The sequence below is a fragment of the Parafrankia sp. EUN1f genome, assembly GCF_000177675.1.
Lineage (GTDB): Bacteria > Actinomycetota > Actinomycetes > Frankiales > Frankiaceae > Parafrankia.
The window spans coordinates 1-20,632 of record NZ_ADGX01000148.1 but is presented as its reverse complement, the minus strand read 5'-3'; the positions used below and the strand labels follow the sequence as shown (position 1 = coordinate 20,632).

The window sequence follows — 20,632 nt, the reverse complement described above, 5'->3', positions numbered from 1 at the left end:
GCGGCCGCGGCCGGTGCCGCGGCCGGTGCCGGGTCGGCGGTGCGGGCCGACGCCGGTCCGGTGGGGGCCCGGGCGGCGGACACCCGCCGGCTGCAACGGCAGCTCGACTCCCTGTGGAGCACCCTCGGCGCGGCGGGTGTCGAGGTCCAGGACCACGACCGCGTCCCGTACGACTCCGGGCTCGACCTGCAGGTCCTGGAGTTCCAACGGACCGCCGGGCTGACCGGCGAGACCGTCCTGGAAACCCTGCGGCCCACCGTCTATCTGCACGGCCAGCGGGTGCAGACCGGTGAGGTCGTCGTCGGCACCCCTGTTGAGGAACCTTCCAGCGGACCGGAGGAACGATGACGCGCTCGACGATGGACTTCGGCATAGACCTGGGCACCACCAACAGCGCGATCGCGGTCCTGGACGGCACCGACGCCCGCATCGTCAAGAACGCCTTCGGGCACGACACGACACCGTCGGCGGTGTTCGCCGACCGCACCGGGCGCATTCATGTGGGTGCCCGGGCACGTGAGCGCGTCGAGTCCGACCCGGCGAACGCCGCCGCCGAGTTCAAGCTGCGGATGGGGCTGCGCGACCAGGCGAAGAGCTTCGCCAACAGCGGCCTCGCGCTGAGCCCGGAGGAGCTTTCCGCGCATGTGCTGCGCGCGCTGCGGGCGAACGTGACGCAGCAGCTGGGCGAGGAGATCCGGGCCGCGGTCATCACGGTGCCGGCCGCGTTCGAGCTGAACCAGACCGACGCCACCCGGCGGGCCGCCGAGGCGGCCGGCCTGGAGCTGTCACCGCTGTTGCAGGAACCGACCGCGGCCGCCCTCGCCTACAGCTTCCAGCGCGACGAGGACAACATCTACCGACTCGTCTTCGACCTGGGCGGCGGCACGTTCGACGCGTCCATCGTGCATATCCGTGACGGCGAGTTCGACATCGTCAACCACCGCGGTGACAACTTCCTCGGCGGAAAGCTCATCGACTGGGCCATCGTCGAGCAGCTGCTGATTCCGGCCCTGCTCCGGCAGCACTCGCTGCCCGGCTTCGGCCGTGGTGAGCCGACCTGGGCCCAGGCGATCGCGAAGCTGAAGGCGGCGGCGGAGAACGCGAAGATCGAGCTCTCCTCCGCACCCTCGGCACTGATCGACATCAGCGAGCCGCCGCTGTGCACCGACGCGGACGGGAACCCGGTCGAGTTCGTCCACGAGCTGCACGCCGCGGACGTCGAGGCACTGACCGAGCCCTTCGTCGCCCGTGCGGTCAACATCTGCCACGCCGCGCTGGCCGAGAGCCAGCTCGCGCCGGAGAAGATCGACCGGGTGCTGCTCGTCGGCGGCCCCACCCTCATGCCGTACCTGCGCCGGCGCCTCGCCGAGGGCCTCGGCATCGAGCTGGACGTCAGCCAGGACCCGATGACCGTGGTGGCCCGCGGGGCGGCCATCTTCGCCGGAACGCAGCGCCTGCCGGTCGGACCGACGCGCCCCGACGTCTCCTTCACCGTCGACCTCGAGTACAAGCCGATCGGCTCCGACCCGACGCCGCTGGTGGGCGGGGTCGTCCGGGGGCCGGCCGGGCGGAGCCTGGAGGGCTTCACCATCGAGCTCGTCAACGCCGACGCCCGCCCGCCGTGGCGCAGCGGGAAGATCACGCTTCCGGCCACCGGCTCGTTCGTCACCACGCTGCGCGCCGAGCCCGAGCGGCGCAACGTCTACAGCATCGTGCTGGAGGGCCCGACCGGCAGCGGGGAGCGGATCCAGCCCTCGGAGCTGACCTACACCCTCGGTGTCGTCGCGCCGGCCGCCACCCTCACCCACTCGATCGGGGTGGGTCTGTCCGGCAACGAGGTCGCCTGGCTGCTGGAGAAGGGCACCCGGATCCCGGCCCGCGGCCACGAGATCCTGCGCAGCACCGTGCGACTGGTCCGCGGCCAGTCGGGTGGCCTGTTGCGGATCCCGATCCTGGAGGGCGAGCACGCCCGGGCCGACCGCAACCGGCAGGTGGGCTCACTGGAGATCCTCGCCGCCGAGGTGGCGCGGGACATCCCGCCCAACAGCGAGATCGAGGTGGATATCGAGATCGACGGATCCCGGCTCGTGACCACCAGGGCCTTCGTCCCGATCCTCGAGGAGGACTTCGAGACGGTCCACGACCTGACCACCGAGCGCGCCCCGGACCCGGCCGAGCTTCGCCGAGCGCTGGAGGCCGAGCGGCGACGGCTGGCCGACCTGCGCTCCGACGCCCGGCGCACCGGCGACCCGGCAGCACAGGCCATCCTCGACGCACTGGACGACGAGCAGGTCGTCGACCAGATCGAGAACGACGTGGCGTCCACCGAGCACGGCGACACGGACGCGGCGAGCACCGCAGGCAAGCGCATGCTGGACCTTCGGGCGAAGCTCGACGACGTCGAGCACGCGCTGGAGTGGCCGTCCCTGGTGGAGCTGGCGAACCGGGTGCTGGCCGATGCCCCCGGCCTGATCGAGGAGTACGGCGACGCCAAGGACCGCAAGCGGCACGAGCGGATCGCCGCCGAGGTGCGCCGCGCGCTGGACGGCCGGGACGCCGCCCACCTTCGGATTCTCGTCGACGAGCTGACCGCCCACCTGGCCATCATGGTCGACCGCAAGACGGGCGCCGTGGTGATGGCCAGGTTCTCCCAGCTGGTCGAGCGACGCGCCCAGCTGCGCGACCAGGCACTGGCCAACCGCCTGATCACCGAGGGGCAGCGCGCCGTCGACGCCAACGACACCGAACGGCTCCGGGCGGTGATCCGCCAGCTCCTCGAGCTGCTTCCGGACAGCGACCGGGGATCCGAGAGCGAGGACTTCAGCAATGTCTACAAGAGCCGCTGACCTGCCCGCCGACGCCATCACCACGGACACCATCGCCACCGACGCCGTGGCCGGCCGTGCCGTGGCTGGCCGTGCCGTGGCCGCAGGTGGTGCCGGCGGGGGCATGTCCGTCGCGGAACCGGCCGTTCTCCTCGGCGAGATCATGCGTGGGCAGGCCGCCGCGCTGGCGCGATCCGGCCGGTATGCCGACGCCGTACGGCTGCTCACGGAGCTGACGGCCGGCCGTGACCACACCGCTGCGGAACACGACCTGCTCGCGCGGATCCACGCGCAGCAGGGCCGCCTCGACGACGCCGAGCGCCACTGGCGGGCCGCGCTCGCCCTGGACGGCGCGGCCGGCGGCGCGGTCGCGGGGCTGCACCGCCTGGAGCGCCTGCGCGGCCGCCGCGCCGGCAACCGGCTGCGCGACGGCGTCGCCGCCGGGCTGCTGGTCGTGCTCGCCTTCGGCGGCGGCTGGTGGCTCAGCCACGAGCAGAACGACTCCGCGCCCTCCGCGGACTCCACAGCCGCGGTCGTACCCTCCCCGGTGCCCATAGCCGTCACCACCGTGACGGGCGCCGCGCCGATGGGCCCGGTGGGAGCGCTGGCCGCGAGCCTCACCGGCCCGGAGGCCGACGTCATCAGGGCAGGCAGCCAGGTGGTCGTCGTCTTCCACGACCCGCTTTTCACCGCTGGCGACAGCCTCGGGCCGCAGGGCCGCACGGCACTCACCGGGCTGGGGGCGCGGCTTGCGGCCATACCTGGCCTCGGCGTCGAGATCGTCGGGCAGAGCGACGGTCTGCCAGTCCGCGCCGGCGGCCCGTTCGCCGACAACGCCGCGCTGCGGCGGGCTCGCGCCACCGCCGCAGCGCTGGCCCTGCGCGAGTCCGGCGTCCCGGCCGCCGCCCTCACGATCTCCGCGGCGGACACCGCGGTCGCGCCCTACACCGACGGCGCCACCGGTGACCCCCGCAACCGAACGGTGATTCTGCGCATCACCCCACCGGCCTGAGGCGACCGCGACACCCGACGCCTGAGGTCACGAGACACCGAAGAGCAGCAGACACCGAAGAGCACAGAAACGCAGAAAGGACGTCCACCCATGCCTCAGGCCAAGCCGACGCCCGCCCCGGCGCCGGCCCCGGCGGAAAGGTCCCACGACCCGGTCGCCGTGGCGCTGGCCAACGCGGCGCTGCTCGGCGGTGGTTACCTGATGCTGGGCCGCCGGAACCTCGCCGTCGTCACCACGCTGGTCACGGCCGAGCTGGTCATCATCTTCGCCTCGTCGGCGCAGGTGCTGTGGTTCGCGTTCGTCCTGCTCGGCTGGTGGCTGGCGCTCGTCGCGCACGGCTGGTACCTGGCCGGCGGATGGCCGCGTGGGCGCCGGCGCGAGGAGGGACCCGACGGGTCCGGGCCGGAGCCCGGGCCTGGCGGGCCGCGACCACGCCGGTCGTGGCGACTGCGGTCGGTCGCCCTCGGGGCCGCGCTGCCGGTGCTGCTGACGGCGGTCTTCCTGCGGCTCGACGTCGAGCGGATCGACAACGAGGTCGCCGAGGGCCGTCAGGCCAGCGACTGCGGGCGGGTGGAGGCCGCGGTCGACCGGGTGTCACCGGCGCACCGGATGGTCGCCATCTCACCCGGCTCCGACGGCGAGGACATGGTCACGGCGTGCGCGACGGTACGCCTCACCTCCGCCAAGCTCACCACCGGGCGCACCCCCGGGTCGAGCTCGGTGGAGATGCTGGAGGCCGGCTTCGAGGAACTCGTTGGTATCCGCGCGCAGTCACCGGACTACCAGGGCATGGTCCAGACGGCCGTGGACCAGTTCTTCGACGGCCTGCCAACCAGGGATCCGTGCGTCACCGTAAGCGTCCTGGACTGGCTGGCCACCGACCTGCCCGACAAGCAGTCGGCGGGCAGGGCGGCCGAGGTCGTTCGCCGGCTGGCCCCCGCGGCGCTGCTCGAATGCGGCGACGACAAGGCGGCCCGGGACCGGGCGGGCGCCCGAACGACCTACCAGACGCTGGTCGACCAGTACCCGAACCACGAGCTCGCCGGGCAGGCCCGGGAGAAGGTCGCGCAGATCGACAAGGCCATCGCGCTGGAGAACCTGCAGCGGAATCTGGACCAGGTCCGCGCGTCCCTGGTCCCGCGGACCAGTGGCAGCCTGCCCGCGTACTGCTCGTCGCCGGCGCCCTACCTGACCGCCCGCACCGGCGGGCCCGGGCGCGCCATGATCTTCGGCGCCTCCGACTACATCGACAAGCTCCCCGGGGAATGGCGGACCACCGACGTGAATGACGCGACCCGGGTCATCTGCGCCGGCGACACCGAGCTCGGCGGCGCTGTTCGGACCTGTCCCTACACGCCTGGCGGGAACATCACGTTCCACCGGAAGGCGGTGCCGGTGCGCGTCTACGACCTGCGGACCGGCCAGCTCATCAACGACACCCGCGTGGAGATCAGCGGAACGAGCTGCCCGAGCGTCGTGTACGTCTATCCCGGCGACACGCAGGAGTACGTCAGCCCGTCCGACGGCGACATCCAGGCCGCGTTCAGACCACTGATCAGCCCCTGAGCCAGGCCGGACCGCCAGCTCCGGTGCCGGTCCGCCCCGCCACCGCCCCGCTTCCAGGGCCGTGGCGGCGGCCATCGGTGCTTGGAGACCATTTACTAGAATATTTTTCTAGAAAATATTCTAGATCTTGTTAGCGTCCCACCATGCGCGACAACGAAGCGGCAGCGTTCACGGCCACCGCCGTGGTGACCGGCGGCAACCGCGGAATCGGCCTCGCGGTGGCGAGCCAGCTCCTGCACGCCGGCGTGCGGGTGGTTCTCGTCGCCCGCGATCCCGGGCGCGGCGAACAGGCCCGGGCTCGGCTCGACGCCGGCTGGAGGGCCCAGAGCGCCCGCGGCACCGGGGACACCAGCGGCGCCGGGGCCCGGGCCGGGGGCGACGGGGCCCGGGCCGGGGGCGACGCGGAGCTACCCAGGGTCGGCCTGGTCGTCGGCGATCTGTCGGACGTCGCCGGGGTGCGCGCCACGGCAGCCGCGGTGCTGGATGCCTGCCCGACCCTGGAGATCCTGATCCACAACGCGGGGATCTGGCCCGCCGCCCGCACCCTGAACGCCGACGGGCTGGAGCAGGCGTTCGCCACCAACCATCTCGCGCCGTTCCTGCTCAACCATCTGCTCCAGGAGCGCCTCGCCACCAGCCGCGCGCGGGTGGTCCAGGTCAGCGCCGGTCTCTATGTGAAGGCACGGATCGACCTCGACCGGACCCCGCGGGGCGAGGACTTCCACCCGATCCGCACCTACGCCACCACCAAGGCCTGCAACCTGGCGCTGGTCGCGCTGTTCGCCCGCCGCTGGCAGGACGCGGGCACCGGCATCCGGATCAACGCCGTGCACCCGGGCGTCATCCGCACCGGGCTCGGCGACCGACGCGGCCCGCTCGGCCTTCTCCTGAAGGCGGCGAAACGGTTCTGGACCCCGGTGGAGCAGGCGGCACCCCCCGTCACCCGGCTGGCGCTCGACGCGGAGGCCGGCGCTGACGCCGCGCCCGTCGTCAGCGGCGGGCCGGGCCTCGACGCTGCCACCGGGCGTTACTTCGAGATCGACCGGGAGACGCCGCTGGCGCCGCCCCTCGACGACACCGAGCTCGCCCGGCGACTGTGGGTGCAGGCCGCGGAGCTGACCGGGGTCCGCGACGACCCATCGGCGTACCCGGCAGCCATGTGAGATCCTCGGGCCCGCCATGGCACCCAGACAACCGCGCGGTGAGGAAACCGTCGAACGCCTGCTCACCGCGGCGCTCGACGTGTTCGCGAGCCGAGGCGCGGGCGGATTCACCGTCACCGCGGTCACCTCGGCGAGCGGGGTCAGCCTCGGCAGCCTCTACCACCACTTCGGCACCTTCGACGGCCTGGCGGCCGCGCTTTACGAACGCTGCATGATGCGGCTGCTCGACCGCCTCGTGCCCGCCGTCGAGCAGGCCGACAGCGCGGCAGCCGGCATCCGTGCCGCCGTCACCGGTTACCTCGGTTTCGTTCACGACGAGCCGGCGGCCGCCCGCGTCATCCACCTTTCCGGATTCGCGCCGAGGACACCCGAACAGGCCGAGCTCCTCGCCCGCGGCAAGGCCGTGCGCATCGACCGCCTGCTGGCCTGGCTGCGCCCGCACACGAGCACCGGGCGGATCGTGGACCTGCCGGACCTCCTGATCGAGATGCTGCTGATCGGCCCGCCCGCCGAGTTCTCCCGCCGTTGGCTGACCACGAACACGAGCGCGGGCACGGGCACGGGCACGCAGACGGGTGCGGGTGCCGGTGCGGGTACGCGCAGCGACCTCGCCGTCGCGGCCGAGCTCCTGCCCGAGCGGGTCTGGCAGTCGCTGCGCGGCCCGAACTCGTGAGCCCAGATCCGCTCAGCGCCCGAAGGTGAGCTCCCGCGCGTTGTCGTACATGATTCGCTGCTGTTCGGCGGCGGTGAAGCCGGCGACGTTGGCGAGGAAGTCCTTCGGCGCCGGGAAACCCTCGCCGTGGGGCCAGTCGGAACCGAACAGGATCCGCTCCACCGGCAGGAACTTCGCCAGGTCGTGGACGTCCTCCTCGACGAACGGCGCCACCCAGCAGTGCTCGATGAACTGGTCCCGCGGGCTGGTCGTGAATCCGCCGCCGTGTGCCAGGTAGTCGAGCGCGAGCAGCAGTGACGGCACCCAGGCGCAGCCGTTCTCGATGAACGCGACCTTCAGCTTCGGGAATCGCTCGAATAGCCGGTGCGCCACCAGGACGTAGGCGAAGTCGTGGACCGTCCGGTGCTTGGTGAGCCCGGAGAAGGTCGACGACTGGCCGAGGCGCTGCGTGTCACCGGGCGCGATGCCGGCCATGTGCGCCTCACCCCATGCCTCGCCCATCAGCTCGTTGACCCGGCTGTAGGTCTCGTCCGAGCCGTCGTGGGTGGCGACGACGATGCCCGCCTCCGCGGCGAGATGCCAGAACCGGTCGAACATCGGGTCGGCTGGTGACCGGTTACCGTCGCGGGTGACGGCGGCGCCGTGGCGGATGTTCACCACCCCGGCGCCGTGGTCGAGGCACCACCGCAGCTCCCGCACCGTCTCGTCCGGGTCGCACATGGTGATGTACGGAACGCCGAAGATGCGATCCCGGTAGGCGAATCCCCACTGTTCCTCGACCCACCGGTTGAAGGCGCGGTAGCACTCGATCGCCGCCTCCGGGTCGGTGTGCAACAGCGGCTCGATCACCACCCCCTGCGACGGGAACATCCAGGTGGACTCGACACCCTGGGTATCCATCACGGCCAGCCGGGCATCGCGTTCGAACCAGTCCGGATGGTCCGCGGCGCTCTCGGTGAAACCGGCCAGGAAGACGTCCCGGCTGGTGCCGCCCTGGAAGTACTCCAGGAACGCCCCGGGAAGCGGCCGTGGGTGCACATCGGCCGGGCCGGGCAGCCATTCGGTCCGCACTCCGTCGACCAGGTAGCGCAGCGCCCCGTCGACTTCCCTGATCTGGACGCCGCGGTCGGCGAACCGCGGGTCGCGGTGGCGCGTGAACGCGTCGGACGTCTCCCAGTAGTGGTTGTCCGCGTCGAACAGCCGCGGAATTCGCGCGCCTGACTCTGTCATCCTGTCTGTCGCCTCTCGTGCGCTTTCGTCTGCTCTGTCGTCAGGCGCTGCCGTGCCGCAGCAGGCGGCCGGGGGTCTCGTCCGTGCAGACTCCGTCGACGAAGGTCGTGCGGCCGTTCACGATGATCCGGTCGTAGCCGACGGCCTTCTGCACCAGCCGCCATTCGCCGGCCGGGTAGTCGAACAGCCGCTCCTGTGGCAGCGCGTCGACGGTGTCGGGGTCGTAGACGATGACGTCGGCCGGGCGGCCCTCGGCGATCGACCCGCGGTCGCGCAGCCCGACGGCCATGGCGGGGTAGGCGGACAGCCGCCAGTGCGCCTCCTCCAGCGACATGATCTCGTGCTCGCGGACCCAGTGGCCGAGCAGCTCGGTGCCGAACCGGGCGGTGGTGACGAACTTGGTGTGCGCGCCGCCGTCGCTGATGCCGGGCAGTGCCACCGCGCAGGACGCCACCTCCCGGACGGCCTGGGTGTCCATGTCGATCATCGTGGTGCCGAAGCCCACGTTGAGATCTCCGGCGACGGCGATGTCGAGCATGGCGTCGGCCAGGTGCTTGCCCTCCCGGGCCGCGATCTCGCCGATGGTGAAGCCCTCGTAGCGCTCCTTGAGCGCCAGTGCGTCCCGGGCGTCGCTGGTGATCCAGTTCACCGTGATCTCCGCCAGCGGGTAGCCGGCGGCCCCGAAGCCGCCGCCCAGCTCATCGACGGCCGCGCGCAGGGCCGGCCGACGCGCCGGGTCGGCGAACTTGGCGATCTTCTCCTCGAGGGTGCCGAGCCCGGCCTCCTTCCAGGCCGGGAAGATGTCCATGAGGTTGTAGTTCTCCAGGACGATCTCGGACTGGAAGCGCACGATCTGCGCCGAGGCGAAGACCCTCAGGCCCTCGGACTCGTTCAGCTCGTTGAGCCGGGCGATGGTGGCCAGGTGGGGGAACTGCGACTCGCCGTGCTGGTTCACCGAGCCGGTGGGCGCCAGCGCGTTCCAGATGATCGGGCGGCCGCTCTCGCGGGCGATGAGCGCCGCGGTCTCGAGCTGGCCGGTGATCTGCGTGGTGCCCCGGCCGATGCGGCGCAGCGCCCGGGAGAAGGCGGTGACCTCACGCTCGGTCATCATGTCGGTGACCATGGGCGTGCCGTCGTAGTCGAGCTGGACGTTGAACAGGTCACCGGCGATCTGCGAGCTCCAGCCGCAGCCGCCGGCCTCCATCCCCTCGAGCAGGAGCTGGCACATCCGGTCCAGCTCGTCGTCGGACGCCCGCAGCTCCTTGGCCTTGTCGACCCCGACGACGTACGTGTACAGCGGCGCCAGGGGCACCAGCGACATCACGTTCACGCCCTTGGGCGTCCGGTCGATGCTGTCGAGGAACTCGGGGTAGGTGACCCAGTCCCAGGGCATCCCGGCACGCATGGTCCTGACCGGCACCGCCTCGTTGCGGGAGAGGCTGAGCATGGTGCGGTCCTGGTCCTCGGGCCGGCAGGGCGCGAAGCCGAAGCCGCAGTTCCCGATCAGCACGGTGGTGACGCCGTGCCAGCCCGACATGGTCGCCCATGGGTCCCAGAAGAGCTGGGAGTCGTAGTGGGTGTGGATGTCGACGATACCCGGGGCGACGATCTTGCCGGTGGCGTCGACAACCTCGGCGCCGTCGGTGGCGCTGATGACCCCGATCTGGGCGATCCGGCCATCCCTGATCGCGACATCGGCCCGGTAGCGAGGCGTGCGCAGCCCGTCGATGACGGTGCCACCTTTGATCACGATGTCGTATAAGGCCATCTTCGCGCCTCCACCAACCACCCCGGGATCTCCCCGGGAACCGCCCACCAGGTCCGAGCAAGCTAACATCCTTGCTGAGCGTTCAACAAGTGTCGCGTGGAACGGCGACGTTCAGACAACGGACAAGTACGCTGCCGTTCATGAATTCGGCCACCCCTCGGCGGCGGACGCAGGTCCAGCTGCGTCGGAGCCAGGTCGAGCCCCGGCGGACGCAGGTCGAACGGCGCAACGAGTCCGAGGAGGCCCTGCTCGACGCGGCCGCGGACCTCGTCGCCGAGCGCGGCGTGGAAGGCGCGTCGCTGGCCCGGATCGGCAGCCGCGCCGGGACCAGCCGGGGCCTGCCGAACCACTACTTCGGCTCGAAGGACGAGCTGGTCGCCCGGCTCGCGCAGCGGGCCCAGAACCACATCGACGACGCGATGGTGGCCGCGGCGACCCGGGACGGGCGCCGGGTCGCCGACACTCCCGGCCTCGACCTGCTGCGCACGACGGTCGACACGTACATCGAGCGGTTCGAGAACCCCACCAGCGCCGACCGCGCCCTGATCGTCATGTGGGGAGCGACCTTCCCGACCGAGGCCTCGGTGCGGGGCATGACCGACGCGGACCGGCGCAGCCGCGACGGCTGGGCCATGCTGATCGAGCAGGGCCAGCGCGACGGCTCGGTCCGGGCCGACCTCGACCCGGCCACCGGCGCGATCCTGCTGCAGGGGCTGGTGCGCGGCCTCGCGGCCAGCCTCCTCGTCGACGCGGGCCTGATCGACACGAGTCAGGCCCGCGAGGCCTGCCAGGTCTGGATCACCTCGATCTTCGCGAACCCGCGCCCAGCGGATCCGAGCGGTTCCTGACGCGCCGACGCCACCCATAGGGGACGGAAGGGCGCACCGCCCAGGTAGCACCTCACCCTTCTGTCGCCATGCCCGCGTGTTACCGTTCAACCCATCAGTTTGAACCGATGGGTTTCAATTTAGAATACGGTCAATTTCAGCGGGGGACTCGATGACCGGCACTTCGACGGTGGCGCCGAACCCGGCGGCAGACGGGCCGCCGCGGCTGGACTCGGCCCTGCTGATCCTGGTCGGGGTGATGGTGCTTGGCGCGATGTTGTCCTACCTCGACGCGACGATCGTCAACGTAGGCATCAGCACCCTGGCCGGGGAGTTCGACGCCTCCCTGGGCACGATCGAATGGGTCACCACCGGCTACCTGCTCGCGGTGGCCCTCGCCATCCCGCTCACCGGCTGGGCGATGGCGCGGTTCGGGGCCCGGCGGATGTGGCTGCTCGGCCTGTCGCTGTTCCTCGCCGGCTCGGTGCTGTGCGCGGTGGCCTGGAACGCACCGAGCCTGATCGCGTTCCGCATCCTGCAGGGCCTCGGCGGCGGAACCATCGACCCGATCATGATGACGGTGGTCGCCGGCGCGGCCGGCCCGGCACGCATCGGGCGGGTGATGGGCCTGATCTCCATCCCGATCACGCTCGGGCCGGTGCTGGGGCCGATCGTCGGCGGCCTGCTGCTGGAGAACCTGTCCTGGCAGTGGATGTTCCTCGTGAACGTCCCGTTCGCGGTGGCCGCGATCGTGCTCGCCGTCCTGGTGCTGCCCGCCGATCCGCCGCGCGGCGACGCGGCCGCGCCCCTCGACACGCTCGGTGTGCTCCTGCTGTGCCCCGGCTTCGCCGCGATCGTGTTCGCGCTGTCCCGCGCGGGCAGCGACGGTTTCCGCGGCGCCCCCGTGCTGGTCGGCCTGCTGCTCGGCGCCGCGCTGTTCGCCGGCTACGTCGCCCACGCCCTGCGCACGGCAGCCACCCCGCTGCTCGACCTGCGGCTGTTCGTGAGCAGGGGCTTCACCGCCAGCGTCACCATCATGTTCCTCGTCGGCGGCGGCCTGTTCGCGCTGCTGTTCCTGCTCCCGCTGTACTACCAGCAGGTACACGGGCACACGGTGCTGGCCTCCGGCCTGCTGGTCGCCCCGCTCGGTGTCGGCGCAATGATCGGCATGCCGCTCGCCGGCAACCTCGCCGACCGCATCGGGGCCCGGCTGCTCGTCCCCACCGGCGCGCTGCTGGTCGCCCTGGGCGCGCTGGCGTTCACCCGGTCCGACGCGGGCACCTCGCAGGCGCTGCTGACACCGGCCCAGTTCGCCGTCGGTCTCGGTCTCGGTCTGGTCGGCGCGCCCACGATGGGCTCGGTGTACCGCACCGTCCCGCTGGACGCAGTCGCCGGCGCGACCGGCGCGGTGTTCATCCTTAACCAGATCGGCGCATCGTTGGGAGTGGCGGTGGTCGCGCTCATCCTGCAGGGCGGCGGGGCGCACGCCCTGCCCACGGTCAGCTCCTTCGGCAACGCGTTCTGGTGGCCCGTCGCCGCCGGGCTCATCGTGTTCGCCGCCGGCTTCCTGCTGCCCGGCCGCCCCGCACCTGCGGGTGCGGGTGCGGACGGGGACACCGCCGCGACGACCCCCGCCCACCCGGAGCCGGTGTTCCCCACGACCTGAACGCGGCAGCGTCCCGCCGCGCGACCGGCTCTACGCCCCACCCACCGGCTCGCTCGGCTCGGCGCCGAAGGCCCGCAGGAAGGTGACGGTGGCGCTGTGGGCCGCCGCCTGCCGCTGGACGTCGTCGAACGGCAGGGTGCCCAGCGCGCTGCGACCGGCGACGGGGCCGGTGAGCAGCGCGACGAACTGTTCACCCGCCTCGACCGGGTCCGTCAGCCGCAGCCTGCCGGCGAGCGCGAGCCGGGCCAGCCGATCCGCCACAGCCTGGGCCACCTGCCCCGGCCCGCTCGCTCCGACCAGGTCGAACAGGTCCGGGAAGCGGACGATCTCGGCGTGCAACAGGCGGCGCAGGGCCCAGGAGTCCGCCGAGCAGTAACAGTCCAGCAGCGCGCGGCCGACGTCGACGAAGGCGAGATGCAGGTCGGGGGCATCTGCGGTGAGCCGGCTGACGGCCGCGAGGGTCCTGGCGGTACTCCGGTCCGCCGCCGCCGCCATCGCGTGCCGGAAGAGGTTCTCCTTGCCGGCCAGATGGTTGTAGATCGTCGGCTTGGCCACGCCCGCCTCGGCGGCGATCAGGTCGATGCTGGCCTGGGCGTAGCCCTCGCGCGCGAAGACGACGAAGGCGGCGTCGAGGATCGCCTGCCGCTTGTCGATCCTCCCCCGGACGCTGGCACCTCCAGCCGCATCCGCGACCTTCGCCCTGCCCACCTGGCCACCTTACCCGGATGAGCCCGGCGAACGATCCCACGAGGGCGCCGTCGGCTCGGTGTACCCCCCGCGTTTCTTCACCAGTATGGTCGTTGATGGTAAATTTTGTTGAACCAATAAGTTCATTACTATGGATCGAGGTCAACCTCACGTGGACGGCTCGGACCCCCACCCTCCCCAACCGCGCGCCGGCGACGTGCCCCTGGGCGTGCTCGACCTCGTCCCCGTGACCGCGGGCGCCAGCATCGCGGCCACCCTGCGCAACAGTGTTGACCTCGCCCGACTCGCCGACCGGCTCGGCTACCGGCGGTACTGGGTCACCGAACATCACCTGAGCCCGAGCACAGCCGGGCTTTCCGCGACGCTGCTGACCGCGCTGATCGCCGAGGCCACCACGCACCTCCGGGTCGGCTCCGGCTCACTCCAGCTCGGCCACCGCACCGCACTGTCCGTCGCGGAGGAGTGGGGCCTGCTCGACGCGCTCCATCCGAGCCGGCTCGACCTGGGGCTCGGCCGGGCTGGCTGGCACCCGCCCGCGGCCACGCCCGACACCCGGTCGAACGACACCGCCGACGGGCAGCCACCGGACAGGCAGGCACCCGCCGACGCCACCGAACCCACCGAGCCGCCGGCGCCGTATCCCCGCCTGCGCAGCTCCGACCTCTTCGCCCTGCACCGGTTACTGCTGCCCCGCAACCCACTCAACGGCGCCGACTACCTCGACCAGGTACTTGACGTCCTGACCCTGTTCGACGGCACCTATCGCGCCGGGCGGCTGGCAGTCGACGCCGTCCCGGGCCACCGGCCGGACATCCAGATCTGGATACTCGGGCGCACCGCCGGGGAGAGCGCCGAGGTCGCCGGCCAGCTCGGCCTGCCCTATGCGACGAACTACCACGCAAGTCCGTCGACGACGGCGGACTCCGTGGCTGCCTATCGGAAGGCGTTCCGGCCGTCGGCGACGCTCGCGCAGCCGTACGTCATCGTCACGGCTGACGTCGTCGTCGGCCGTGACGACGAGTCCGCTCGGCTCGCCGCGGTGGGGCACGACCTGTGGAGCCTGGCGAACCGCATCGGGCAGCCCGCGCCCTTCCCCTCGCCCGAAGACGCCGCGGCCCACCAGTGGTCACCACAGGATCGTGAGCTGGTCGCGGACCTGGGACGGTCACGCCTGGTGGGAACGGCGCCCGACGTCGCCGCGGGCCTGCGTGCGATTCAGGAACGCTACCTCGCCGACGAGCTGCTGGTCGTGACCACGACCTTCGACGAGGCGGACCGGCGACGGTCCTACGAGCTGCTCGCCGCGCAGTGGCGAGCCCAGCCCACCGGCTGAGGCACCCGCGCCCTCTCACCTGCCATCATGGGATGGTCAGGACGACCGCTGGTGGCCGCGCGCCGCCGACCACGTCCGCGGCAACGGACGGCGGGACTGGTCGGGAGGTGCCCGGATGGTCGAGCCGGCGATCGATCCGGTGGTACGGCGCGTCGAGGTGGCGGCCGGGGTCGAGTTGCACGTCGAGGATCTGCGCCCGGCCACGCTCCACGCGGACGGCCCACCGGTCGTGCTCGTTCACGGCATCGCGGGGACGACCGCCGACTGGGCGCGGGTCGCGCCGGACCTCGCCACGACCCGCCGGGTGATCGCCTACGACCAGCGCGGTCATGGCGCCAGCGACCGTGCCGACGGGCGTTCGTCCTACACGTTCGACCTGCTGCTCGCCGACCTCGTCGCGCTGCTGGACGCGCTCGGCCTGACCGCCGTCGATCTGGTCGGCCATTCGATGGGCGGGGTCGTCGCTCTGCGGTGCGCCCTGGAGCATTCCGACCGCGTGCGTTCGCTGGTGCTGGTCGACACGGCCGCCGCACCGGCCGCCGCGACCGGCCCCGTCACCCGGCGAGTTGTCGCGGCGTTGCTGGAAGGCGCGGCGACGGTCGCGAGTGCCGTCCACGCCGCACGTGAACCGGTGCCGGCGGCTGACAGCGCCCCGGCCGCTGGCGTCTGGGCCGACGACAGCCCGGCCGCGGATCATGCGGACGCGGGCAATGCGGACATCGGCAATGCGGACATCGGCAATGCGGGCGGGCTGGCGATCGTCGATGACACGGCGCACGCGGTCGAGGCCGGCGGCAGTGTCGCCGACCGCCAGCTTGCCGGTTTCGACCAGCTGGATCCGGACGCGCTGGTGGCGTTCGGCCGGGAACTCGGCGAGTACCCGTCGATGGTCGACCGGCTCGGCGAGATCGAGTGCCCGACGACGGTCATCGTCGGCGAGCACGACACGACGCTGCGCGCGTCGGCGGCGGCCCTGGCCCGGGCCATCCCGGCCGCGCGCCTGTCCGTGATCGTCGGCGCCGACCACAGCCCGCACGCCAGCCGCCCGCTGGCCTGGCTCGCCGCCGTCGACGGACACTTCGGCCGGCTGGCTACACCGCCGCCGGGACGTCCCGGGCCGATTCCCGACCAGGTCTGACGCAACCGCGGCGCATCCGCACTGCGGTGGATCCGTGCGGCGGTGGATCCGCACTGCGGTGGATCCGCTCCGGCATGGTCCCCGGACGGAGTAGCGTCCCGACGATGACCATCACCGCGCTGGAGCGCGTGCACGGTGCGCTGCTCGGGCTGGCCGCCGGTGACGCTCTCGGCGCCACGCTGGAGTTCATGAGCCCGGACGAGATCCGCCGCCGGCACGGGGTGCACACCGAGATCACGGGTGGTGGCCCGTTCGGCTGGCGGCCCGGCCAGGGCACCGACGACACCGATCTGACGATCGCGGTCGCCCGGGCCTACACCGGCGCCGGCGGCTATCAGCTCGGTGCCGTCGTCGAGCACGTCATGCGCTGGTACGACGGCCGGCCCCGCGACATCGGCGGTATGACCGCCGCGTCCCTGCGTCGCATCGCCACCGGCGAGGACCCGTTGACGGCCGGCGCCGCCGCTACCGCCGCGGCCGGGGCGGCGGCGCTGGCAACGGCAGCCTCATGCGGGCGCTGGCGACTGGTCTCGCCCGCGCCGAACCGGCGCTGTGCTCCCGGGAGGCGGCCGAGATCAGCGCGGTCACACACGCCGATCCGCGCTGCGTGCAGGCATGTGTCGCCTACACCGCGATCGTCTCGGCGCTGGTCGACGGCGCTCCGGTTGGCGCGGCGCTGCGGTCCGGGCGCGACGCCGTCGCGGCCATGGGCGCCGACGAGGCGGCGGGCGCGGCAGCAGGCACAGGCACAGGCACAGGCACAGGCACAGGCGAGGTTGTCGCGGCCCTCGCCACCCCGGCCACCACCGGGCTCACCGAGCTGGCGACCACCGGGTACGTCGTGCATTCCCTCGCCGTCGCCGTCTGGGCGATCCAGCAGCCCGCCTCGCTGGAGGAACTGCTCGTCGACGTGGTCAACCGTGGCGACGACTCCGACACCACCGGAGCCATAGCCGGCGGCCTGCTGGGTGCACGCGACGGTGTCAGCGCTGTGCCGCAACGCTGGGCGGACCGACTGGAGTACGCGGCGGAGATCGCCGAGCTGGCGCCCGCCCTGCACGCCCTGCGCCGGGTGTCCGGCTCAGGGCGTCCGGTCTAGGCCGCACGGCCACCCGCCGCACGGCGGCCCACCAGGGATCCCGCGCCGCCGCACAGCGCCAGCAATTCACCAGCTGGTACAACCGGGACACAGAGTCGCTTGACCATCCGCAAGAAGCGACGATTTCGGTTGTTGCAGCAGCCAAAATCGTCACTACTTGCTCGACGACAACGGCGGCGACAACGGCATCGGGCGCGGCAGCCCAGCCACCCAGGCAGACTCAGTGCGTCCAGCTGATCACGGCCAGCTCGTCGGCCGGGGCGACGACGAGGCCGTTGCCGCCGCAGGCGGTGCAGGGGTCGAGCCGGGCGCCGTCGTACTCGTGCCCGCAGGCGAAGCAGCGCAGCCGGTCGGCGGCGCGCTGCCAGCACAGGTCGGTGGTCTCCAGGCTGGTGCCGGCCGCGGCGGCCTGCCAGGCGGCGGTGGCCGAGGCGATGTCGACCCCGGTGGCCGCGGCGAGGACCACGGTGCGCACCGGAGCCCCTTCGCTCGCCTCGATGATGGCGGTGACGGCGGCGCGGGCCAGTCCTGCCTCATGCATGTCCGGGAACCTCCACCTTCCACGTGGTCAGAACGGAACGGGCGACCGCGACCAGGACGTCCAGTCGTGAGTCGATCAGGGCGCTGAGGCCCCAGCGGTCGGTGATGGACTCGGGCACGATGCCCACCAGCGCGACGTGCCGCGGCGCGCAGCCGGCGAGCTCGGTGGCGGCCAGCGCGTCGACGAGGCCGATGTCGTGGGCGGTGGCGCGCACGCCGTGGCCGCGGCGGACGTCCCCGTCGGCGAGGACGACGACGTCGCCGGGCCGGCCGTGCTCGGTGGACACGGCGTCGATGATGAGCACCGCGTGCCGGCCGGCCAGGTAGGGCATGAGCATCAGGCCGAGGGTCCCGCCGTCGAGGACGTCGACGCCGGGGATCGCCGGTTGCTGCATCCGGCGGGCGGCGACGACGCCGACGCCGTCGTCGCCGAGCAGCTCGTTGCCGATGCCGAGCACCAGGACGGGCGCCTCCAGCTCGCCGTCGGGCGGCGGCTGGCGCAGGACGTCCACGGAGGTGGGCTCACGGGGAGCGGCCGACGCCGTCACTCGTGGTCCTTCACATCACTCTTTGCATGGTCCTTCGCGTGGTCCTTCGGCAGGAACTTGTTGCCGGAGAAGATCGAGCTCAGCACCCCGGTGCCCTCCACCCGGTCGACGAGGATCGCACTGTAGAGGTGGTGGATCATGAAGCCCCAGGTGAGCCACATGATCAGATGGTGGAAGAGCCGGATCGTCGGCAGCGGGACCACATGAAGCAGCCAGCCGGTGAGCCAGGAGGCCCAGCCGTTGCCCTCGACACCCCACAGCACCACGCCGGTGACGATCTCGACGCCGAACATCGTGTAGAGCACGCAGTAGGTGAGGCCGGCGAGCGGGTTGTGGCCGACGACCGGCGGCGCCTCGCGGGTGAGGAACAGGTAGAAGCGCAGCGACGGCACGATCTGGCCGATCCGCTCCCGGCTGGCGGGAATCCACTCCGTCCAGCGCGACCACGGGTTCGGCGAGCGCAGGTGCCAGACGAGACGGCCCAGGATCAGCGCGATGAAGAGGTACGCGGTGACCTTGTGGATGTTCCTCGTCCACGACATCCAGTAGGTGTGGCCGCCCGGGTCGATGGCCGGGGTCCCGATGAGGAAACCGGTGGCGGACAGGACGACGAGGTCCAGCACGAGCAGCCAGTGGATCAGCCGGACGGGCAGGTCCCAGACCCGCACCCGGACGAACTCCGGCGCCTCGGCCCTGCTCGCGCTGTCGACGTCCACGCCGCCCTTGCCATGCTCGCCGGCCTTCGGGGCCCCGACAGCCTTCTTGGCCCCGACGCCGGTGGGGCGGGGGCGCTCACTGGACTCGCACCTCGATGATGTCGCGGCCGTCGACGTCGTAGAGATGCGCGGCGCAGGCCATGCACGGGTCGAACGAGTGCAGGGTCCGCAGCACCTCCAGCGGCCGGTGCGGGTCGGCGACGGGGGTGCCGACCAGCGCGGCCTCATACGCGCCGGGGTTGCCGTCGGCGTCGCGGGGGCTGGCGTTCCAGGTGGTCGGCACCACCGCCTGGTAGTTGCGGATGCGGTCGTTCTCGATGACGACCCAGTGCGACAGCGCGCCGCGGGGAGCCTCGTGGAAGCCGACGCCGCGCAGGGTGCCGTCCGGCCAGGATGTCGGGCGCCACCGGCCGGTGTCGGCGATCGCCAGGTCGCCGGCGCCCACGTTGTCCCGCAGCTCGGCGACGAGATCCAGCGCGTGCCGCGCCATAAGCTGCGTCTCCAGGCCCCGGGCCAGCACCCGGCCGAGGGTCGACATCAGCGCCTCCGGCGGCAGGTGCAGCCGGTCCAGCGCCCCCTGGACGATCGGGCGCAGCCGGGCGTCCCCGGTGCCGTAACCGACGAGCAGCCGGGCCAGCGGGCCGACCTCGACGGCGATGCCCTGGTAGCGCGGCGCCTTCAGCCACGTGTACTTCCCGGCGACGTCCAGCTCCTCGAACGGCGGCTCCGGGCCGGTGTAGTGCGGCTCGGTCTCCCCCAGCCACGGGGGCAGCCCGGCGGCGTCGGACTTCTCGTAGCGGAACCACGAGTGGGCCACCGACTCGGCGATGCCGGAGGGGTCGAACGGCTCCACCGCGGTGAGGTTCCCGTTGCGGATGACCCCGCCGGGGAACAGCCCGTCCCGGGGCGGCCGGGCGATGCGCGGCGGGGACGGCGAGTAGTCGCCGAACACCATGTAGGAGCCCAGCCCCCGGCCGTAGGTCGTCCACTCGGGGTAGGCGCCGGCGATCGCCTCCAGGTCGGGCAGGAAGACCTGCTCGACGAAGTCGACGCCGCGCTGCAGGATCTGGGTGATCTCCTGCAGGGTGTTGTCGTTGATCGCGTCCTGGCTGTTCAGGTCGATGGGGGACGCCATTCCGCCGACCACGTAGGTCTGCGGGTGCGGGTTCTTCCCGCCGAGCAGGGCGTGCACCCGGACGTAGTCGCGCTGGAAGTCGAGCGCGTCGAGGTAGTGGCTGAAAGCGATCAGGTTCAGCTCGGGGCTGAGCCGGTAGGCGGGGTGCCCCCAGTAGCCGTTGGTGAACGGGCCGATCTTCCCGCTCGCCAGGAACGCCCTGAGCCGGGTCTGCACGGCGGCGAACAGGCCCGCGGTCGACCGCGGGTAGTCCGAGATCGACTGAGCGAGCGCCGCGGCGGCCGCCGGGTCGGCCTTGAGCGCCGAGGTCGGGTCGACCCAGTCCAGTGCCTGCAGGTGGTAGAAGTGCACCACATGGTCATGGACGGACAGTGACGCGGCGATGATGTCCCGCAGCAGCCGGGCGTTGCGGGGCGGAACAGCGCCGACGGCGTCCTCCACCGCCCGCACCGACGCCAGCGCGTGCACCGTGGTGCACACACCGCAGATCCGCTGCGCGAACAGCCAGGCGTCGCGCGGGTCGCGCCCGGTCAGGATCGTCTCGATTCCCCGCCACATCGTCGAGGACGCGTACGCCTCGGTGACCTGGCCTCCGTCCACCTGCACCTCGACCCGCAGGTGGCCCTCCACCCGGGTCACCGGGTCGATGACAAGCCGACTCATCTCGTTTCGCCCGTCTCTTCGC

Annotated in this window: 16 protein-coding genes and 2 pseudogenes; 11 read left to right on the top strand and 7 right to left on the bottom strand. The window is 72.1% G+C overall.

All coding sequences use genetic code 11. The features are described from left to right. The 6 genes and pseudogenes from FREUN1FDRAFT_RS30665 to FREUN1FDRAFT_RS30640 form a co-directional block, all read left to right on the top strand. Positions 1 to 348: pseudogene (locus tag FREUN1FDRAFT_RS30665) on the top strand (hypothetical protein); the annotation flags it as partial. Next, entirely contained in the window at positions 345 to 2,846 is a 2,502-nt protein-coding gene (locus FREUN1FDRAFT_RS30660) for an Hsp70 family protein (RefSeq protein WP_006544201.1), read from the top strand. The pseudogene FREUN1FDRAFT_RS30665 and the gene FREUN1FDRAFT_RS30660, both read left to right, overlap by 4 nt. Next, entirely contained in the window at positions 2,827 to 3,837 is a 1,011-nt protein-coding gene (locus FREUN1FDRAFT_RS30655; RefSeq protein ID WP_006544200.1) for a tetratricopeptide repeat protein, read from the top strand. The genes FREUN1FDRAFT_RS30660 and FREUN1FDRAFT_RS30655 overlap by 20 nt, the downstream gene beginning before the upstream one ends. 90 nt (positions 3,838 to 3,927) lie before the next feature. Next, positions 3,928 to 5,403, top strand: coding sequence for a hypothetical protein (locus FREUN1FDRAFT_RS30650; RefSeq protein WP_006544199.1), 1,476 nt, complete (start codon positions 3,928 to 3,930; stop codon positions 5,401 to 5,403). 143 nt (positions 5,404 to 5,546) lie between these two features. Further along, positions 5,547 to 6,566 (top strand): SDR family NAD(P)-dependent oxidoreductase, encoded by a 1,020-nt coding sequence (locus FREUN1FDRAFT_RS30645; RefSeq protein WP_006544198.1) that lies wholly within the window; start codon positions 5,547 to 5,549, stop codon positions 6,564 to 6,566. Positions 6,567 to 6,582: 16 nt separating this feature from the next. Next, positions 6,583 to 7,239 (top strand): TetR/AcrR family transcriptional regulator, encoded by a 657-nt coding sequence (locus FREUN1FDRAFT_RS30640; RefSeq protein ID WP_006544197.1) that lies wholly within the window; start codon positions 6,583 to 6,585, stop codon positions 7,237 to 7,239. A 12-nt stretch (positions 7,240 to 7,251) separates the two neighbouring features. Here FREUN1FDRAFT_RS30640 and FREUN1FDRAFT_RS30635 read toward each other — a convergent pair whose 3' ends face one another. Together FREUN1FDRAFT_RS30635 and FREUN1FDRAFT_RS30630 are read right to left on the bottom strand one after the other, a co-directional pair. After that, the gene (locus FREUN1FDRAFT_RS30635) at positions 7,252 to 8,469 is read right to left on the bottom strand and encodes an amidohydrolase family protein (protein WP_006544196.1); all 1,218 of its coding nucleotides are present in this window, start codon (positions 8,467 to 8,469) and stop codon (positions 7,252 to 7,254) included. A gap of 40 nt (positions 8,470 to 8,509) precedes the next feature. Further along, on the bottom strand, positions 8,510 to 10,237 hold the full coding sequence (locus FREUN1FDRAFT_RS30630; protein WP_006544195.1) for an amidohydrolase family protein: 1,728 nt from the start codon (positions 10,235 to 10,237) through the stop codon (positions 8,510 to 8,512). A gap of 140 nt (positions 10,238 to 10,377) precedes the next feature. On the opposite strand from FREUN1FDRAFT_RS30630, the gene FREUN1FDRAFT_RS30625 reads away from it, so the two are divergent. Then, the gene (locus FREUN1FDRAFT_RS30625; RefSeq protein ID WP_006544194.1) at positions 10,378 to 11,085 is read left to right on the top strand and encodes a TetR/AcrR family transcriptional regulator; all 708 of its coding nucleotides are present in this window, start codon (positions 10,378 to 10,380) and stop codon (positions 11,083 to 11,085) included. 151 nt (positions 11,086 to 11,236) lie between these two features. Continuing rightward, complete coding sequence (locus tag FREUN1FDRAFT_RS30620; RefSeq protein ID WP_006544193.1) at positions 11,237 to 12,730, top strand: DHA2 family efflux MFS transporter permease subunit; 1,494 nt, start codon at positions 11,237 to 11,239, stop codon at positions 12,728 to 12,730. Positions 12,731 to 12,760: 30 nt separating this feature from the next. On the opposite strand, the gene FREUN1FDRAFT_RS30615 is transcribed toward FREUN1FDRAFT_RS30620, so the two are convergent. Further along, positions 12,761 to 13,438: a TetR/AcrR family transcriptional regulator gene (locus FREUN1FDRAFT_RS30615; protein WP_006544192.1), complete on the bottom strand. Its 678-nt coding sequence runs from the start codon at positions 13,436 to 13,438 to the stop codon at positions 12,761 to 12,763. Positions 13,439 to 13,589: 151 nt separating this feature from the next. On the opposite strand from FREUN1FDRAFT_RS30615, the gene FREUN1FDRAFT_RS30610 reads away from it, so the two are divergent. The 3 genes and pseudogenes from FREUN1FDRAFT_RS30610 (at position 13,590) to FREUN1FDRAFT_RS30600 (ending at position 17,008) form a co-directional block, all read left to right on the top strand. Beyond that, positions 13,590 to 14,771: an LLM class flavin-dependent oxidoreductase gene (locus FREUN1FDRAFT_RS30610; protein ID WP_006544191.1), complete on the top strand. Its 1,182-nt coding sequence runs from the start codon at positions 13,590 to 13,592 to the stop codon at positions 14,769 to 14,771. Positions 14,772 to 14,886: 115 nt separating this feature from the next. Further along, positions 14,887 to 15,909, top strand: coding sequence for an alpha/beta fold hydrolase (locus FREUN1FDRAFT_RS40285; RefSeq protein ID WP_006544190.1), 1,023 nt, complete (start codon positions 14,887 to 14,889; stop codon positions 15,907 to 15,909). A gap of 74 nt (positions 15,910 to 15,983) precedes the next feature. After that, a pseudogene (locus FREUN1FDRAFT_RS30600) lies at positions 15,984 to 17,008 on the top strand (ADP-ribosylglycohydrolase family protein). Positions 17,009 to 17,228: 220 nt separating this feature from the next. Here FREUN1FDRAFT_RS30600 and FREUN1FDRAFT_RS30595 read toward each other — a convergent pair. The 4 genes from FREUN1FDRAFT_RS30595 to FREUN1FDRAFT_RS30580 all read right to left on the bottom strand — a co-directional run bounded on the left by FREUN1FDRAFT_RS30595 (position 17,229) and on the right by FREUN1FDRAFT_RS30580 (position 20,610). Next, positions 17,229 to 17,549, bottom strand: coding sequence for a hydrogenase/urease maturation nickel metallochaperone HypA (locus FREUN1FDRAFT_RS30595; RefSeq protein WP_006544188.1), 321 nt, complete (start codon positions 17,547 to 17,549; stop codon positions 17,229 to 17,231). Continuing rightward, positions 17,542 to 18,096 carry a HyaD/HybD family hydrogenase maturation endopeptidase gene (locus tag FREUN1FDRAFT_RS30590; protein WP_006544187.1) on the bottom strand — a complete coding sequence of 185 codons (555 nt, stop codon included), beginning with the start codon at positions 18,094 to 18,096 and terminating at the stop codon, positions 17,542 to 17,544. Before FREUN1FDRAFT_RS30590 ends, FREUN1FDRAFT_RS30595 begins: the two co-directional genes overlap by 8 nt. Further along, positions 18,093 to 18,812: a Ni/Fe-hydrogenase, b-type cytochrome subunit gene (gene cybH, locus FREUN1FDRAFT_RS30585; RefSeq protein ID WP_006544186.1), complete on the bottom strand. Its 720-nt coding sequence runs from the start codon at positions 18,810 to 18,812 to the stop codon at positions 18,093 to 18,095. The genes FREUN1FDRAFT_RS30590 and cybH overlap by 4 nt, the downstream gene beginning before the upstream one ends. A gap of 76 nt (positions 18,813 to 18,888) precedes the next feature. Next, on the bottom strand, positions 18,889 to 20,610 hold the full coding sequence (locus FREUN1FDRAFT_RS30580; RefSeq protein WP_006544185.1) for a nickel-dependent hydrogenase large subunit: 1,722 nt from the start codon (positions 20,608 to 20,610) through the stop codon (positions 18,889 to 18,891). Between the last annotated feature and the right edge of the window lie 22 nt (positions 20,611 to 20,632).